This window comes from Embleya sp. NPDC050154 (genome assembly GCF_044460165.1).
Classification (GTDB): domain Bacteria; phylum Actinomycetota; class Actinomycetes; order Streptomycetales; family Streptomycetaceae; genus Embleya.
The window spans coordinates 125,791-141,923 of record NZ_JBITJP010000021.1 but is presented as its reverse complement, the minus strand read 5'-3'; the positions used below and the strand labels follow the sequence as shown (position 1 = coordinate 141,923).

The 16,133-nt window shown below is 69.1% G+C and carries 14 protein-coding genes; 5 read left to right on the top strand and 9 right to left on the bottom strand.

Features of this window, described 5'->3' with window-relative positions; all coding sequences use genetic code 11:
• Positions 1–66 precede the first annotated feature (66 nt).
• The 3 genes from ACIBSV_RS35655 to ACIBSV_RS35645 all read right to left on the bottom strand — a co-directional run bounded on the left by ACIBSV_RS35655 (position 67) and on the right by ACIBSV_RS35645 (position 3,088).
• Positions 67–630 (bottom strand): hypothetical protein, encoded by a 564-nt coding sequence (locus ACIBSV_RS35655; RefSeq protein WP_395870562.1) that lies wholly within the window; start codon positions 628–630, stop codon positions 67–69.
• 167 nt (positions 631–797) lie between these two features.
• The gene (locus ACIBSV_RS35650; RefSeq protein ID WP_395870560.1) at positions 798–1,277 is read right to left on the bottom strand and encodes a hypothetical protein; all 480 of its coding nucleotides are present in this window, start codon (positions 1,275–1,277) and stop codon (positions 798–800) included.
• A 1,262-nt stretch (positions 1,278–2,539) separates the two neighbouring features.
• Positions 2,540–3,088, bottom strand: coding sequence for a hypothetical protein (locus ACIBSV_RS35645; protein WP_395870558.1), 549 nt, complete (start codon positions 3,086–3,088; stop codon positions 2,540–2,542).
• A 613-nt stretch (positions 3,089–3,701) separates the two neighbouring features.
• Here ACIBSV_RS35645 and ACIBSV_RS35640 point away from each other — a divergent pair.
• The 3 genes from ACIBSV_RS35640 (at position 3,702) to ACIBSV_RS35630 (ending at position 8,643) form a co-directional block, all read left to right on the top strand.
• The gene (locus ACIBSV_RS35640) at positions 3,702–5,384 is read left to right on the top strand and encodes a hypothetical protein (protein WP_395870556.1); all 1,683 of its coding nucleotides are present in this window, start codon (positions 3,702–3,704) and stop codon (positions 5,382–5,384) included.
• 360 nt (positions 5,385–5,744) lie between these two features.
• Positions 5,745–7,340, top strand: a complete 1,596-nt coding sequence (locus ACIBSV_RS35635; protein ID WP_395870554.1) for a hypothetical protein — start codon at positions 5,745–5,747, stop codon at positions 7,338–7,340.
• A gap of 271 nt (positions 7,341–7,611) precedes the next feature.
• On the top strand, positions 7,612–8,643 hold the full coding sequence (locus ACIBSV_RS35630) for a hypothetical protein (RefSeq protein ID WP_395870552.1): 1,032 nt from the start codon (positions 7,612–7,614) through the stop codon (positions 8,641–8,643).
• A 68-nt stretch (positions 8,644–8,711) separates the two neighbouring features.
• Here the strand turns inward: ACIBSV_RS35630 and gltX are convergent, their stop codons facing one another.
• The 3 genes from gltX to ACIBSV_RS35615 all read right to left on the bottom strand — a co-directional run bounded on the left by gltX (position 8,712) and on the right by ACIBSV_RS35615 (position 11,134).
• A complete protein-coding gene (gltX, locus tag ACIBSV_RS35625; RefSeq protein ID WP_395870672.1) occupies positions 8,712–10,082 on the bottom strand; it encodes a glutamate--tRNA ligase in 1,371 nt (456 codons plus the stop codon).
• Positions 10,083–10,211: 129 nt separating this feature from the next.
• On the bottom strand, positions 10,212–10,679 hold the full coding sequence (locus tag ACIBSV_RS35620; protein ID WP_395870550.1) for an ATP-binding protein: 468 nt from the start codon (positions 10,677–10,679) through the stop codon (positions 10,212–10,214).
• Positions 10,680–10,765: 86 nt separating this feature from the next.
• The gene (locus ACIBSV_RS35615; RefSeq protein WP_395870548.1) at positions 10,766–11,134 is read right to left on the bottom strand and encodes an STAS domain-containing protein; all 369 of its coding nucleotides are present in this window, start codon (positions 11,132–11,134) and stop codon (positions 10,766–10,768) included.
• A 152-nt stretch (positions 11,135–11,286) separates the two neighbouring features.
• On the opposite strand from ACIBSV_RS35615, the gene ACIBSV_RS35610 reads away from it, so the two are divergent.
• A complete protein-coding gene (locus ACIBSV_RS35610) occupies positions 11,287–12,183 on the top strand; it encodes an RNA polymerase sigma factor SigF (protein WP_395870547.1) in 897 nt (298 codons plus the stop codon).
• A gap of 157 nt (positions 12,184–12,340) precedes the next feature.
• On the opposite strand, the gene ACIBSV_RS35605 is transcribed toward ACIBSV_RS35610, so the two are convergent.
• Positions 12,341–13,309, bottom strand: a complete 969-nt coding sequence (locus ACIBSV_RS35605) for an HpcH/HpaI aldolase/citrate lyase family protein (protein WP_391586794.1) — start codon at positions 13,307–13,309, stop codon at positions 12,341–12,343.
• Between the two features lie 148 nt (positions 13,310–13,457).
• On the opposite strand from ACIBSV_RS35605, the gene ACIBSV_RS35600 reads away from it, so the two are divergent.
• On the top strand, positions 13,458–13,982 hold the full coding sequence (locus tag ACIBSV_RS35600) for a hypothetical protein (RefSeq protein ID WP_395870545.1): 525 nt from the start codon (positions 13,458–13,460) through the stop codon (positions 13,980–13,982).
• Positions 13,983–14,111: 129 nt separating this feature from the next.
• Here ACIBSV_RS35600 and ACIBSV_RS35595 read toward each other — a convergent pair whose 3' ends face one another.
• Together ACIBSV_RS35595 and ACIBSV_RS35590 are read right to left on the bottom strand one after the other, a co-directional pair.
• The gene (locus ACIBSV_RS35595; RefSeq protein WP_395870543.1) at positions 14,112–15,056 is read right to left on the bottom strand and encodes a hypothetical protein; all 945 of its coding nucleotides are present in this window, start codon (positions 15,054–15,056) and stop codon (positions 14,112–14,114) included.
• Between the two features lie 108 nt (positions 15,057–15,164).
• The gene (locus tag ACIBSV_RS35590; protein ID WP_395870541.1) at positions 15,165–15,992 is read right to left on the bottom strand and encodes a hypothetical protein; all 828 of its coding nucleotides are present in this window, start codon (positions 15,990–15,992) and stop codon (positions 15,165–15,167) included.
• Between the last annotated feature and the right edge of the window lie 141 nt (positions 15,993–16,133).

Here is a 16,133-nt window from a genome sequence, read left to right as displayed (position 1 = left end):
TTCGGGTACCGGGGCCGACGCGTGTGGGTTCCGGACGACGCTCGGCTGAACCGGACGACGCTCGACTCAGAAGCTGAAATCCGCTGACCCGTTGGGCTGCTTGCCGTTGCAGTAGATGTCGTTCCCGGTCCCGGGGACCGGGTTCCGGATCTTGATCGACCAATTCGTGGCGCTCGGCGGAGCGCCGGTGGTGTCCTTGAACCGAGCCGTGGTACCGGCCGGAATCACCGAGGGAGCCGCGAGCGGTCCCAGGACCATCGGCACGGGCCCCCAGAACGGATGGGTCGTCCCCGCAAAGTCGAACACCGTCCCCACGCCCGAGCCCCCGCCGCTGGTCTGCACGACGCGAATCACGATCGCGGCCGAATTGGGCGGCACGGGCACGGGGTTGCTGACGGGCAGGTTCGCCTTCATCTTCTGCGGCAGTGTGGGGCTGGACTGACTCGACGTCAGCGCCCCGGTGATCGATGTGACGCCGGGAAAGAGCGCGCCGCTCGAGTCTTGGCAAGCGATCGTGATGGACCGCGCTTCCGGCGGAATGGCGTAGGCGGAGGTGGACAGCGCGGCCACGGCGGCCAGGGTGCCTGCGGCGCACGTGACGGTGACGGTGGCGAGCTTGGTGCGTTTCACGACGGGCCCTTTCACCGGACCGGCCGAGGCAGGGGATCGACCGATCGTTCGGAATTGTCCGCGGACAGGATCAGGAAACGCCCGTCGCGGCGACCCGAAGGTCGCCGCGACGGGCCCGTGGCGCAAGGATCCGAGCGTTCCGGCTCCCTGGTCGAGAGCCGGGCGGATCAGAAGGTGAAGGGGGTCGGGCCGGTGGCGGGCGGAACGGTGTCCTGCTTGCCGGCGCAACGAATGTCGGCCGCGGTCCCGGCGAAGGTCGCCTGGATGCGCACCGAGTAGTTCGTCGCGCTGGGGGCGGCGGCGGAGGTGTCCAGCAGGATGATGCTGGTCCCGCCCGCGATACGCGCGGCGGCGGGAACCGGGCCGAGCGTGATCGGGTTGCCCGCGTTCATCGGCAGGTTGGCCGTCCCGGAGAACGTGACGCCGCCCGTCATCCGGATCGTGGTGGTCAGCGAGTTCGCCGGGATGTTGAGCGGCGCCGTGATCGACGAAGTGAGCTTCATCTTCTGCGGGTTCGGCGAACCCGGGTCGCTCGAGGAGAGGGTGCCCGCGCCGTTCGTCGAGTACGTGATACCCGAGTTGATGTCGACACAGGTCAGGTGCACCCCGCGCGACTCCGGCGGAGCGGCGTTGGCAGTACCGGACATGGCCATCACGGCCGCGAAGGCACCCGCCGTACAGGCGATGCCAACCGTTGCAGCTTTGGAACGAGACATGAGGGGTGGTGCTCCTTTCACGGCTTTCCGAATGAAGACGTGCTTGCCCGAGTGCCCTGAAGCAGGCAAGACGCTGGTACTGCCGGCCGGTATCTCGACATCGACGGGAACGGCGACGCAAGCCAAACCGCGAAGGGCCCGGATTGCTTCTGCATCGGGCCTTCCGGCACAGGGAGAGTGAAGCGGGAGAAAGAAAAGAAGTCAATGCCTAATGTCCACGTTTACAAAGCCGAGTGATCTTCGAGAAGCTTCCAACCATATCGACCGACAGAGCGCCTTCAATCCTCATGATCACCAAATGCATATCTTTGATCATGGTGACACGCGTCACTATACAGGCGTGATTACGTAACGTGAGTATTGCGTCCCGAATTCTCGGTAAAACAAACGTCCCGCGGGACGCGGCACGTCCGGAGAGACGCACGGAAACCAATCCGCGAAGGAAAGCGAAATCGATGGTTCCGGTGCAATTTTCCGGGCCCGAGCCGCTCGGCGGGCGAAGGTCGTCCGCCCCGGAGTCCGATCCACCCGCGCCGCAGGGCAGGACCGTGGCCCGTTCGGGCGCAATGCGATCCACACCGGCCGGTTCGATGCGTCCGGCACGGTGGCCAAGCTGCTGCGGTTGCCGCGAACGCGGTGGTCACACCCGCTGTACCGAGCGGCGGCGGGAGCCCTGGAGAGGCTTCCTGCGCGTCGGTTTCGAAGACCCGGCCCGCACCACGGCTTCGGCCCGCGTAGGCGGGGAATGCGGCCGATACGGCCACCGTCACCGACCGCGCCGAGACCGATGACCGGCCCGCTCCACCACTCGCACGGGCCCTTTCGGCCGACTCGACACGAACCGTACGGCCGGCGAAGTAAAACGGTTTCCGTTCCCGGGAATCCGGGAAAGAATCGAAAGGCGATTATCGGGCCGGCTTTATCTGATTCGATCTTGGTGACACGTGACACCGATAAAGAATGCCGCCCCGGCCCTCCGACCCGAATCATCGGGAATACCTCGAACGGCGGAAAAGCCCGCTCGCCGGGCCACGCCCTTGTGCCCCCACCGGCTCGCGTCACCGATACCCGGACATGCGTACGCCTGCCCGGGCGGCACGAGGCCGCCCGGGCAGGCGCGAGACGTCATCGAATCCTGATCATCGAATCCTGATCGGACCCTCCTGCACGGGCAGGGTCCGGTCCGGGATCGATCAGAACGTGTAGTCGCCCGAAGCCGCGTCCTGCTTGCCGGCACACCAGATCTCCACCGGGGAGCCGGAGATGCTCGTGTTGATCTTCACCGACCAGTTCGTGGCGCTCGGCGCGGCGGCCGAAGTGTCCTGCAGGCGCACGGTGGTGCCCGCAGCAAGCCGCGAAGTCCCGGAAACCGGGCCCAGGTTGATCTGGTTTCCGATGTTCATCGGCAGGTTCACGGTGCCGGTGAAGTCACGAACGGTGCCCGCACCCGCGCCGGTCTGGATGGTGCGGATGGTGGTGGTCAGCGAGTTCGCCGGGATCGCGATCGGCGCGGTCATCGGCGAGACGAGCTTCATCTTCTGCGCCGCCGTGCCGCCCGGGTCACTGGAGGTGAGGGTTCCAGTGCCGCCGGTGACCCACGTGGTACCCGTGCTGTCCTTGCAGGTGAGGTTCACGCTGCGCGAATCGGGAACCGCGTTCGCGGTGCCGGACAGCGCCATGACCGCGGCGAAGGCGGCGGCCGAGCAGGCGATACCGGCGCTTGCGAGCTTGGTACGAGACATGGTGGAGCTCCTTTTCATCGCTTCCGAGGACCTGGTGATGGCGCACGTTCTTCCCGGCCTGCACGCCGCAGGCGAAAACGGTGGAGCAACCGGCGGGCATCCCGAAGGGTCGGCCGACGCGGTACGAACCGGACGGCACGACGGTGTTATCGGGATCCGGGGCGGGCCCGCTTCTTCCCCACGCCGGGGCCCTCCGGCACAGCCAAAGTGAAACTGCGCAAGCGGAAGAAGTCAATACGGTTTTGTAGATGAATCCATCGGGCAGCGATCATGAATCGATCGCGGTTCCTATTGACTCGGTCAAGCTCAGAAACAGAAGGCCGGAGCAGGTTTATCAAAGTTGATCATGGTGACACGTGACACCAAGATCGCCACGTTTTACGCATTGCTTCCTGCGCCTTTATTCGCTAGATGTTCGGGCGGACCAGCAACGTTCGGAGTTCGCCATCCCGGCCTTTTCACCCAGCCACTCGGCCAACACTCCCGACACCCGTCGCCGACGGGCGACGGCCGTAGTGGGCGACGAAATGTCGCCCTCCGGGCGTACGCGGGGGAAGCGGACTCTCCCGCACCACCAGGCACCTCCCACCCGGCTAGGAGAAACGTGTCCCGAATGCGAAGAATCGCTCCGCGCAGGCTGATCGCGGCCGCGGCCGTCGGCGCCATCGCGAGCACCGGCGCCCTCGTCCTCGCCCCCGCCGCGCAAGCCGACACCGTCGACTACGCGACGCACTGCACCAACCCGTACTCGACGCCGCCGGACGGCCAGGTCAAGATCGACCTGGTGGTCACCCCTGCCAAGAGCAGCTACCAGGTGGGCGATGTCGTCTCGGTCGAGTGGCAGTGGAAGCTGTACCCCAAGGCCCCCACGTCGATCCCGGTCGTCGGCAAGGTGCCGAAGGACTCGACCTATCCGGTCGGTACGGTGAAGTTGACGGGCGCGCAGACCGGCAACTTCGCCATCCAGGGACCGAAGATCAACCCCGAGGCGCTGCCCGGCCAGGACCTGATCCTGAGCAACCCGGTCGGCAACCTCACACTGACCCAGGCCGGCCAGGTCAACCTGACCCCGGACATCTACTCGACGTGGACCACTGCGGTCGGGCAGACGGTCGAGACCAAGTGCTCGCCGATCAACCCCATCTCGGTGTCGCGCACCCTCACCGTGGACGGCCCCTCGCAGGGGGCGCCCACCCTGAGCGCGAACCCCGGTGAGTTCAACGCCGGCGCCCAGGTCGCGCTGGCCGGCAACAACTGGGCCGCGGGCACCCCGTCGGTGCAGTTGTGCGACGCGAACGGCGCCGCGTGCGACGCGAGCAAGATCGCGGCGAACAGCCTGGTGGTGGCCAACGGCGCGCTGTCCGGCAACATCAACACCGTCGCCACCGTGCCGACCGGCAACTACAAGCTCAAGGTCAAGGTCGGCGCCGGCGAGGCGGTCGCCGCGGTCAAGATCAACGCGGTCGCCCGACAGGCCACGCTCAGCCCCAACCGGGGCCCCGTGGGCACCGTCGTCTCGGTGACCGGCAAGAACTTCAACCCGAACCTGACCGTCATCGCGCGCGGCCAGACCGCGACGGGCTACGTGCTGGACGAGACGGCCGCGTACGCCGACTCGGCCGCCGACGGCACGATCACCATCCCGGACTTCGTGGTGAGCGACCCGAGCATCACCGCGGTCTGGATCACCGAGGGCGTCGACGAGACGACCGGCTTCGCCGTGCCGTTCACCATCGGCGCGGCCCTGCCGGCCACCCTGTCGGCGTCGCCCGCGACCACGCACGCCGGTGGCTCGGTCGCGGTGTCCGGCAACAACTGGACCCCGAACGGCTCCGCCGCCGCGTCGCTGTGCGCGGCCGACGGCTCCGCGTGCAGCGCCGCCCGGATCAGCTCGGGCCCGATCACCATCGCCGCCGACGGCACGCTCGCCGGCAACGTGACGATCGCCGGAAACGTGGGCGAGGGCACCTACAAGCTCAAGCTCAGCGACGGCAGCAACAGCGCGCTGACCTCGGTCACCGTGCAGCGCCGCTGGCTGGAGCTGAACAAGACGTCCGGCGACCCGTGCACGTTCGTCCTGGTCACCGGGCACGGCTACGGCTCGCTCGCGTGGGTCAACGTCAACGGTCTGGCGGGCAACTCCAAGACCAGTGACTGGGCCGGCGCCTGGGCGAACGCCAACGGCGACTTCAGCATCTGGATCCTGATCACGAAGTCGAACACCACCGGCATCATCGCGTCGGAGACCTTCCACTCCGACCGCAACGCGTCGACCCCGTTCACCGTGACGGGCTGACGTATATCCGAAGGGCTCGACCGGAGGCCGCCGTCCCTGGGGACGGCGGCCTTCGTTGTGCCCGATACCGGGGTCCGGGAGGGGACGATCGCATTCCGCTTCCCTTGCCGCGCGGCAAGTCGATCATGTTGACACGTGACACCTGGATCGCCTCGGAATAGTCATTGACTTCGTCAGCAATTAACGGATGAATACGGTGTCGGACCATCTATTGCCGACCGCTACCGCATCCGTCGCATTCCGACCGGCGGCCCGCCACGCTCCGAGAGGGCGGAGGCCGCAGAATTCCGGGATCGCGCGATGCCGCTCCACCGTGGCAGTAGGCATATTCCCATCCCCGCGAGGAGAATAGTGTCCCGAATGCGAAGAATCGCTCCACGCAGGCTGCTCGCCTCGACAGCCGTCGTCGCCGTCGCGACCGCCGGCGGTCTCGTGGTCCTCGCACCGTCCGCCCAGGCGGTCCCGGTCGACTACACGACGCACTGTGTCAACAAGTACTCGCCGAACCTGCCCAACGGTCAGGTCCAGATGGATCTGCAGGTCACGCCGGACAAGCCCACGTACGCCGTGGGTGAAGAGGTCACGGTCAAGTGGCACTGGACGGTGTTCCCGAAGGCCCCGCCGACCATTCCGGTGATCGGCAAGGTGCCCGCGAACTCGACCTACCTCGACGGCACGGTGAAGCTCTCCGGTGCCCAGAGCGGCAACTTCAAGGTGATCGGGCCGCAGGACAACCCGGAGGCCCTGCCCGGCCAGGACCTCAAGGTCAGTGACGGCACCGGCAAGTTCACCCTGACCACGCCCGGTGACGTCGCCCTGACCCCGGACATCTACTCGACCTTCACCACGGCCCTGGGCCTGAAGGTGCCGACCGACTGCACGCCGGTGACCCCGGTCGCGGTCTCGCGCACCCTCAAGGTCGAAGGCACCTCGCAGGAGCCGGCCACGCTGTCCGGTCCGGCCGAGGCCGCCGCCGGCGCGCCGATCGCACTGACCGGTGCGCACTGGCCGGCCGGCACCCCGTCGGTCGAGCTGTGCGACGCCGCCGGCGCGGCGTGCGACGCGGCCAAGATCGCGCCCGGCAACACCCTCGCGGTGGCCGACGGCGCGCTCACCGGCAACGTGAGCACGATCGCCACGGTGGCCGCGGGCGACTACAAGATCAAGGTCAAGGTCGGTGCCTCCGAGGCGCTCGCCCCGATCAAGATCACCGCCACCGCGCGGCAGATCAGCCTCGACCCGGCCAGTGGTCCGGTGGGCACCACGGTCAAGGTCACCGGGAAGAACTTCACCCCGAACCTGACCATCATCGCGCGCGGCCAGACCGCTTCGGGCTACGTGCTGGACGAGACGGCCGCGTACGCCGACTCGGCCGCCGACGGCACCTTCACCATCCCGGACTTCGTCGCGAGCGACCCGTCGATCGCCTCGATCTACGTGACCGAGGGCACCGACGACACCACCGCGATCACCACTCCGTTCCGCATCACCGTCCCCGGCGCGAGCCTGGACCAGACCGTGACCGGCAACGTGGTGGCCGGCGGCCTGACCATCTCCCAGGAAGCCGGCGCGATCAAGCTGTCGGACATCACGATCAACGGCCAGGCGCAGAACATGACCGGCGCGCTGAACACCGTGACCGTGAAGGACTTCCGCAGCGGCAACACCGGGTGGACCCTCACCGGCTCGGTGTCCGACTTCACCAACGGCACCGGCGGCAAGATCGGCGCCGACAAGTTCACCTGGACCCCGAAGGTCGCCGCGGGCCCGGGCTCGCCCAGTGTCGCGGTGCCCGGTAGTGCCGGCCCGATCGGCACCGGCGCCACGCTGGCGTCCGCTCCGGCGGCGCCCGTCACCGGCGGTACCTTCGCCGCCGACGCCGACCTCTCCCTCGCCGTCCCGGCGTACCAGGCGGTCGGCACCTACACCGCCACGCTGACCCTCTCGATCAGCTGACGCGATAGCACGAGCAACACCGAAACTCCGGGCGGCCCCCGCGACGACAGTCGCGGGGGCCGTCCGGAGTTCCCGGCCGGGAACGATCCAACGGCCCGTCAATTTCCTTGCCACCCAAGCGAGTTGCTGCGCAATTCCGAGTGCGGCGCGGGTTGCCGTCAGTAATCATTGATCGTGCCAAACATCGTGTCGGTCGGGGACCCGCTCGGAACCAACCCGGTCCCCACCGCGCCTTGGCACCGATCGATTCCCGACTCCGGCAAGGAAATCCGTGTTCAAGAGAAACCAGAGAAACTCGGCCCGTCGCGTCCTGGCGGCTTGCGCGACGGCGATCGTCGTCGCGGCCGTCGGCCTGACGTCGGCGGCACCCGCACAGGCGGACACCATCACGTACCAGGAGCGATGCTCCTCCTCCATCCTCGGCATACGGTTCCCGGAAGACGCGTTCGACGTGGACCTGGTCGTCAGCCCGGACAAGCCGACCTACAACCCGGGCGAAACGGTCACCGTCACCTGGCACTGGGGTACGCAGCCGAAGTATCCGGGAATGCCGCACATCGACTCGATCCCGTTCTACGCAGAGGCCGCCGTGAACGTGGGCGGCTCGCAGCACACCGCCTTCGGGGTACGCGGTCAGGGCCGCCCGGCGCCGGAGAATCCCTCCGGCTCCCTTGAACTCACCGATCTCACCGGCACGTTCACGATCCCCGGAAGCGGCCCGGTCACGCTCACCCCGGGCACCTACACGGTGACCGCGGAGGGCATCGGGGGGACGCTGATCGACTGCGCCCCGGTCGTGCCACCGGCCGTCTCGCGCACTCTGACGGTCGGTGCCGACTCCGGCGCCGGCACGGTGTCCCAGCACATCACCGGCGTGATCGGCACCGGCGGGCTGACCATCTCCCAGCAGGGTGACGGCATCCGACTCGTGGGCGGCGCGGTGAGCACCCGCGCGCAGACCATGTCCGGCCCGCTGAACCCGATCACCGTCACCGACGTGCGCGGCGGCTCGCTCGGCTGGACGCTCACCGCCGACATCGGCGACTTCACCTCACCGGACGGCGGCCGGATTCCGGCCGATCACTTCACCTGGGTACCGGCGGTGGAGAGCGCGCCGGGCGGCCTGAGCGTCGCGGTGCCCGGCACGCCCGGCCGGATCGCCGGCGGATCCGTGCTGGCGTCGACGCCGAACGCCCCGCGAACCGGCGGCGCGTTCATCGCCAAGGCATCGATCTCGCTCGCCGTACCCGCGATGCAGCAGCCCGGTGCCTACGACACCACACTGACCCTGTCACTGAGCTGACCCGCCGCCCCGGCGGGCCCGCCCACCCGTTTCCCGGTGTGCGGGCCCGCCGTGTTCCGGTGCGGCGACTACTGCGCCGTCGCCAACCTGGCCAGCGCCGCGTCGATGCGGGACAGGACCCGGTCGCGGCCGAGTACCTGGAGCGACTCGAACAGGGGCAGGCCGATCGTGCGACCGGTCACCGCGACCCGGACCGGGGCCTGCGACTTGGACAACTTCAGGCCGTGCGCGGCACCCGCGGCCTCGACCGCGGCCTTGAGCGCGTCCACGTTCCACTCGGCCCCCGCGAGCTCCTCGCGCGCACTGGCCAGCACGTCCGCGGCGCCCGGCTTCATCGCCTTGGCCCAGGCCGCCTCGTCCTCGGCCGGCGCGTCCAGGAACAGGAAGTCCACGTACATCGGGACCTCGTCGAGCACCGTGATCCGGGTCTGCACGAGCGGCGCGACCTCGGCGAACACCGCCGGGTCGTACGCCTCCTTCGCCCACGGCGCCTTCTCCCCGAGCACCCACGGCTCGCACGCCTTCACGAACGCGTCCGCGTCCAGCGCGCGAATGTAGTCGGCGTTGAACGAGGACAACTTCTTCACGTCGAAGAACGCCGACGACTTGTTCACGTCCCGCAGGTCGAAGAGCTGCTCCAGCTCCGCGTACGGCCGGATCTCCACGTCGTCCTTCGGGCCCCAGCCGAGCAGGAAGAGGTAGTTCACCAGCGCCTCGGGCAGGTAGCCCTCGTCCAGGTAGGACTCCAGCGCCACCTTGTCCCGGCGCTTGGACAACTTCTGCCGCTTCTCGTTGACGATCACCGGCAGGTGCGCCCACTGCGGCGCGGTCGCGCCCAGCGCCTCCCACAACAGCTGCTGCTTGGCCGCGTTGGACAGGTGCTCCTCGCCGCGGATGACGATGGTGATCCGCTGGTCGACGTCGTCGACCACGTTCGCCAGCAGGAACACCGCCGAGCCGTTGCCCCGGGCCACCACGAAGTCCTCCAGCGAGGCGTTCGGGAACTCGGTGTCGCCGCGGACCAGGTCGGCCACCACCGTGACGCCCTCGTCCGGCGTACGGAAGCGCAGTGCGCGCCCCTCGCCCGCGGGCAGCCCGCGGTCGCGGCAGAAGCCGTCGTAGCCCAGGTGCTTGGAGCCGGTCCGGGCCTCCAGGTCCTCACGCGTGCAGTCGCAGTAGTACGCGCGGCCCGCGTCGAAGAGCTCGACCGCCTTCTCGCGGTGCAGCGCGGTGTTCTGCGACTGGAAATACGGGCCCTCGAAGGCCGGGTCGGACGCGTTGATGCCGATCGCCGCGAGCGCGCCGATGATGCCCTCGGTCCACTCGGGCCGGTTCCGCGCCTCGTCGGTGTCCTCGACACGCAGTACGAACGTGCCGCCGGCCTTGTGCGCGACGGCCCAGTTGTACAGCGCGGAACGAGCGCCACCGACGTGGAACATGCCGGTGGGAGAGGGAGCGAAGCGAACACGAACCGAAGAGGCAGACATGTGCTCCAGGGTATCCGCCGAGCGCACCGGGTTCGGGCCGGTATCCGGCTCGGCACCGCACCCCGCGAGCAGGCGTCCGATTCAGCGCATCACCTCGGGGACGGGCATGTCCACCCACACGGTCTTCCCGTCGCCCTGGTGCACGACCACCCCCCAGTCCAGCGTCAGCCGCCGGATGATGTGCAGTCCGTGTCCGCCCGGTCGTGTCCCCGAATGCGGAGCACGTGCCTGCGGCGGCTCCTCGCTGCGGTCGTCCACCTCGATCCGCAACAGCTCGCTCGTCCGCACGACGCGCAACTCCACCGGACCGCCCGCGTGCAGGCACGCGTTGGTGACCAGCTCGACCGCGACGAGCAGCACGTCGTCGGCGGTCAGCATCACCTGCTCGTCCTGGGAACCCGACCATCCGTACGCGTGGAGCGTGTTGCGGATGAACGTCCTCGACCGCGCCACCGCCCCCTTCGCGCCCTCGAACGGCAATCTCCGCACCTGACGAAGCGGTGGTGTGGAGAAGCAGGCGCCCCCGTCGCCGGGCGCCTGCGATCGCATGGCGCACATCTACTGGCTCACCTCGCTCACGCTGCTACGCGGTGATAGTTGCCCGCATCCCGCTGGAGGACACCAGAAGTCACGGGCTACTCTCCGACCGCCTCTGCCAGGGTCTCGTGGAAAGTGAACCCCTGTACCGCACCGGTGATCTCGAATACCCGCGCAACAGCGGGTTGAACGCCCACGAGGTGGACGGCTCCTCCCGCGGCCTGCGCGCGCAGCCGGGCGGCGAGAAACGCGTTCAGCCCGGTCGAATCACAGAAATCGAGGTCCGAGCAGTCGATCACCAGACGCGTACTGCCCTGCTCGACACACTCGAACAGGCGGTCCCGCACCGCGGCGGCACTGTCCACGTCGATCTCACCGGCGACCGTAACGATCGCAGAGGTGCCATTGGTGCTCACCGACACCGTCAAGCCGCCCTGCATGCCAGCCTCCTGCTGCCCTTTGCCCATCGAGTACTCCGGCCCGGGCACACGATAGACGACCGCCCCCGAATGCGGGGGGTCGGCTTGCCCGCACAAGTTTTTCGGGTGGATGGTGTTTGCTCTCCCCCATCCGGGTTAGGCGCACGGGAGAGACCTCAAAAGCGTGACGAGGGGGAGGCATGGCAGTACAGCTCGAAGCCGAGATGCAGGTCCGGGGGTCACAGCGGCCACCGGCGACGGACACCGGGGCAGAAGAGCTGGATCTGTGCGAACTCGCGCGTGAATTCGACGACGACGAGATCGGATCGATGGGCGCCGCCGACGCGCGCGCGCTCTCGAAGACACTCTTCCGGCGGCTGAACCGGCTGGAAGAGGGCACGCACGAGTACCAGTACGTGCGCAACACCCTCATCGAACTCAACCTGCCGCTGGTGCGCTTCGCGGCGGCTCGCTTCCGCACCCGCAGCGAGCCGCTGGAGGACATCGTCCAGGTCGGCACGATCGGGCTGATCAAGGCGATCGACCGCTTCGACACCGAGCGCGAGGTGGAGTTCCCGACCTTCGCGATGCCGACCATCCTCGGCGAGATCAAGCGCTTCTTCCGGGACACCTCGTGGTCCGTCCGGGTGCCGCGCCGACTCCAGGAGTTGCGGCTGCGGCTGGCGAAGGCGAGCGACGAGCTCGGCCGGCGCCTGGAACGGGCGCCCACCGTCGCCGAGTTGGCGGACTTCCTGGACGTCTCCCGCGAGGAGGTCGTCGAGGGCATGATCGCCTCGAACGGCTACAGCGCCTCGTCGCTGGACACCCCCGCGGGCGCCGGCGACGACGCCGCGGTTCCGATGGACCGGCTCGGCGCGGACGACGACGCGATCGAACTGGTGGAGAACCGAGAGTCGCTCAAGCCGCTGATCGCCGCGCTCCCGCCGCGCGAGAAGCACATCCTGATGTTGCGCTTCTTCGGCGGCAAGACCCAGTCCGAGATCGGCGAGCAACTGGGCATCTCCCAGATGCACGTCTCTCGGCTGCTGTCGCGCACGCTCGGCACTCTGCGCGCGGGTCTGCTCACCGAGAGCTGAGCCGGGCCGCGGCGCGCCCCGGGAGCCGCCGCGCCGCGCGGATGCGACACGGCCGATGCGACACGAAGGGGCGGCACCCGATCACGATCGGGTGCCGCCCCTTCGTCGCGTCACCGCCCGGGCGCCGGGTCACCGGCCCGGGTCACCGGGGCCGGACTCAGCCCTTGGGGGCCTCGAACTTCTGCGTACGCTGCATGCCCGCCGCGCGACCCTTGGCCGAGATCACCAGGGCCATCTTGCGCGACGCCTCGTCGATCATCTCGTCGCCGAGCATCGCGGCGCCCTTCATGCCGCCCTCGGCCGAGGTGCACCAGTCGTACGCGTCGAGGATCATCTCGGCGTGGTCGTAGTCGGCCTGGGTCGGCGAGTACAGCTCGTTCGCGGCGTCGATCTGGCCGGGGTGCAGCACCCACTTGCCGTCGAAGCCCAGCGCGGCCGAGCGGCCGGCCACCCGGCGGAAGCCGTCGACCTCCTTGATCTGGAGGTAGGGGCCGTCGATCGCCTGGAGGTCGTTGGCCCGCGCGGCCATCAGGATCCGCATCAGGATGTAGTGGTACGCGTCGCCGGTGTCGTAGCCCGGCGGCTGCTCGCCGACCACGAGGGACTTCATGTTGATCGACGCCATGAAGTCGGCCGGGCCGAAGATGATGGTCTCCACGCGCGGCGACGCGGCGGCGATCTCGTCGACGTTGACCAGTCCTCGGGCGTTCTCGATCTGCGCCTCGATGCCGATCCGGCCGACCTCCAGGCCGACCGTCTTCTCGATCTGGGTGAGCAGCAGGTCCAGGGCCTTGACCTGGCCGGCGTCCTGGACCTTCGGCAGCATGATGGCGTCGAGGTTGGCCCCCGCGCCCTCCACGACGGTGACCACGTCGCGGTAGGTCCAGTGGGTGGTCCAGTCGTTGACCCGCACGACGCGGATCCGATTCCCCCAGTCGCCGTTGTTGAGCGCGTCGACGATGGTGTGCCGCGCGCCCTCCTTCGCGAGCGGGGCGCAGGCGTCCTCGAGGTCGAGGAACACCTGGTCGACCGGAAGCCCCTGCGCCTTCTCGATGAAGCGCGGGTTGCTGCCGGGCACAGCCATACAGGAACGGCGGGAACGCAAGCTACGCGATGTGGCGGCCATGTCTCTGGTCCTCCCAGTGCTGCGGATCGTGCGGTCAGGTTACCGACGGGTCACCCCTGGCGGACTATGAGGTGGCGCACGTTCGGCCTCGCACGTCGCCGGGGCGGGACCACGTTCCGCGCCCGCGCGTTGTGGGACGCTGTGGCGCATGACGGACACCGACGCACTCCCGGAAGCGGACGCGCTGCGCGAGGAAGCCGCGAAGAAGTCCGGCCTGCTCTGGCTCACGGTCGGCACCGCACCCGCCCGCCCGGTCTGGCACGTGTGGCTGGACGGCGCGTCGTGGCTGGTGACGGCCCGCGCGGACGGCGCGGTCGAGCAGTTCGTGCCCGGCCTGGCCGAGGCCGCCGAGGCGCTCGTGGACCTGCGCAGCAAGGACAAGGGCGGCCGGCTGCCCGGCTGGACCGCCCGGGTCGCCGTGGTGGCACCGGACGACCCGGCGTGGGAGCCGGCCGTGCTGGCCCTGCACGCGGCCCGGTTGAACGCGCCCGACGGCGAGGAGCAGCCGGCCCGCTGGAAACGCGAGTGCGACCTGATCCGGTTGACCCCGACCGGCCCGGCCCGGGATCTGCCCCGGGACGCCGGACGCACCGTTCCGGTCGGGTCGCCGGCCGTGACGCGCGGCGCGTCCCCGTTCAACCTGTCGATCGGCCGCCTGCGCCGGCGCGGCTGACAGACGGTGCCCCCGGGCCGGGCCCGGGCGCCGACCGTCCGCGGGACGTCGGGCGCGGCGACGGAGCCGCCTCGGGTGAGCCGTGGGCCCGCACCGGATGAGGCCGCCCCGGGTGGGCCCGACGCCCGATCAGAAGAACAACACCGGGTCGTGCTTGAGGCCGGCGGGGACCGGCGGCTTGCCGGTCCGGCCGATGTCGGGGCGGCGCGTGGTGGAACTCGTGGGCGCGCCGGTCGTCGGCGGCCGCGTGCTCGAGCCGCCGGTCGAGGTGCCGTTGCTGCCGCCGGTCGGGCGGCCCTGGGTGGTCAGGTCCTTGTCCACCACGTCCTTGGGCTCCGGCGCGTGCACGTCGACCCGTTCGCCGTAGCCGAGGAAGTCGAACGCGCCGGTCTGCTTCGCGTCCTGGGCCGACTCCATCCGCAGCAGGTACGGGGCGCCCTCGGTGGCCACCCAGATGGTGCCGCCCGCGCCCGGCGTGCGATTCTCCAGGGCGATCGCCTTGTGGCCGTTGACCTGCTTGACCGCGCCCTTCTCCAGCTTGCCCGGCTTGCCCATCAGCTTGTTGGTCAGCCGCTCGACGTAGGTGTTCTCCACGATGCCGCCGTACTTCTTGTCCCCGGAGGGGACCTGTACGTACTTGTCGTGGTTGGCCGTCTCGCTGCCGTTGCCCTCGACCTTGGACCAGAACTTCGCGTCCCCCCGGAACCAGACCTGGTTCTGCACCCGGGTGATGTACGCGGTCGTGTTGTCCTCGACGATCTGGCCCTCGCTGCCGGTGCTGGTGAAGCGCATGTCCACGCTGAACGGCTTGGCCGGCCTGCCGGACGCGCCCGGGACCGCCAGTTCGCCCTTGACGTGCACGGACTTCGCGGCGGCCGTCGCGGCCTGGGCACGCTGAAGGATCGCCGCCGGGTCCAGCCCGTCCACCTGGTTGCCGAGCGGCGCACCCGCCGTCGGCTCGTCCACCGGCGCCTGCCACGAGCGGTGTGCGGGCCGTCCCGCACTGCACCCGGCGGCCAGCACCGTGACCGATACAGCCGTCGCCACCACGAAGCCGCGCCGCACGTGATCCACCGTTGGGTTCCTCGTCGTTCGATGTCTCGTTGGTTCGCTGACCTGATCGACGCACGCCCGCGTCGACGTCCTGCGGGAAACGGTATCCCGGAGCCGGAATCCCCCGCCTCAGTCGGTACCCGGCACCGGCCCGGTGGGCTTGCCCGAGGGCTGACCCGAGGGTTTTCCGGAGGGCTGACCCGAGGGTTTGACCGGGGACTTGTCCGGCGACTTGTCCGACGGTTCCTTGCCGTCGGTCATCGACCCGTAGTCGAGCACGTCGTCGGGCTTGGGCAACACCAGCGGGAAGTCCTGGTTGTACTCGAACAGTTCGAGCGATCCGCCGCTCGGCGAAGGAATGTACTTGAGCGGGAACGGGGTCCCCTTCAGCGCCACCCGCAGTTCGCCGCCGCGCCCCCGGTCGGCCACCACCTTGAGTGACTCGGCGCCGCGTATCTTCTCCCGGCCGTCCTTCTTGAGCTTGCCGTTGAGCCGGATCAGATCGGTGATCATGTCCTGCATCCGGGTGAACCCGGACAGCCGCGCGTAGCTGGGATCGGCGGGCGGCACCTTGACGAACTTGTCCCGCAGCGTCTGGGCCGACTCCTCGACGTCGGTCCCCCCGCGCCCGTCCCGACCCCGATACAGCCGGGCGTCGCCGCGCACGAACAGGTCCTCGCCGATCCGCAGCAGTTCGATGGTGCTGTCCGCGGTGACCACGGTGCCCACCCCTCCCTCGCGCTTGAGCCGCAGATCGATCCGGAACTCCTGGGTCTGGATCCGCCACACGCCCTGCACGTGGACCGCGACGGCCGTCGCGGCCGCCGCCTTGGACTTGCCGGCGATGGAATCCGCGGATTCCGAGCCGAGCCCGGTCTCCGCCTTCGAACACGCCGTGCCGGTGAGGACGCAGGCGGCCAGGAGGGCGATCGTGGTCTTCGTCTGAGGCAAGCGCACGGGCGGCACTGTACTGAGCCGGGCGCGAGGTGTCGTGATCATGCCCACGTCGACCGGTAGCCTGACCGTCCGGGGGCATACGAGGAACGACCGCGCGGATCGGCCGCGGATCGGCCCGAGCGGGCATACACATCGGCGACG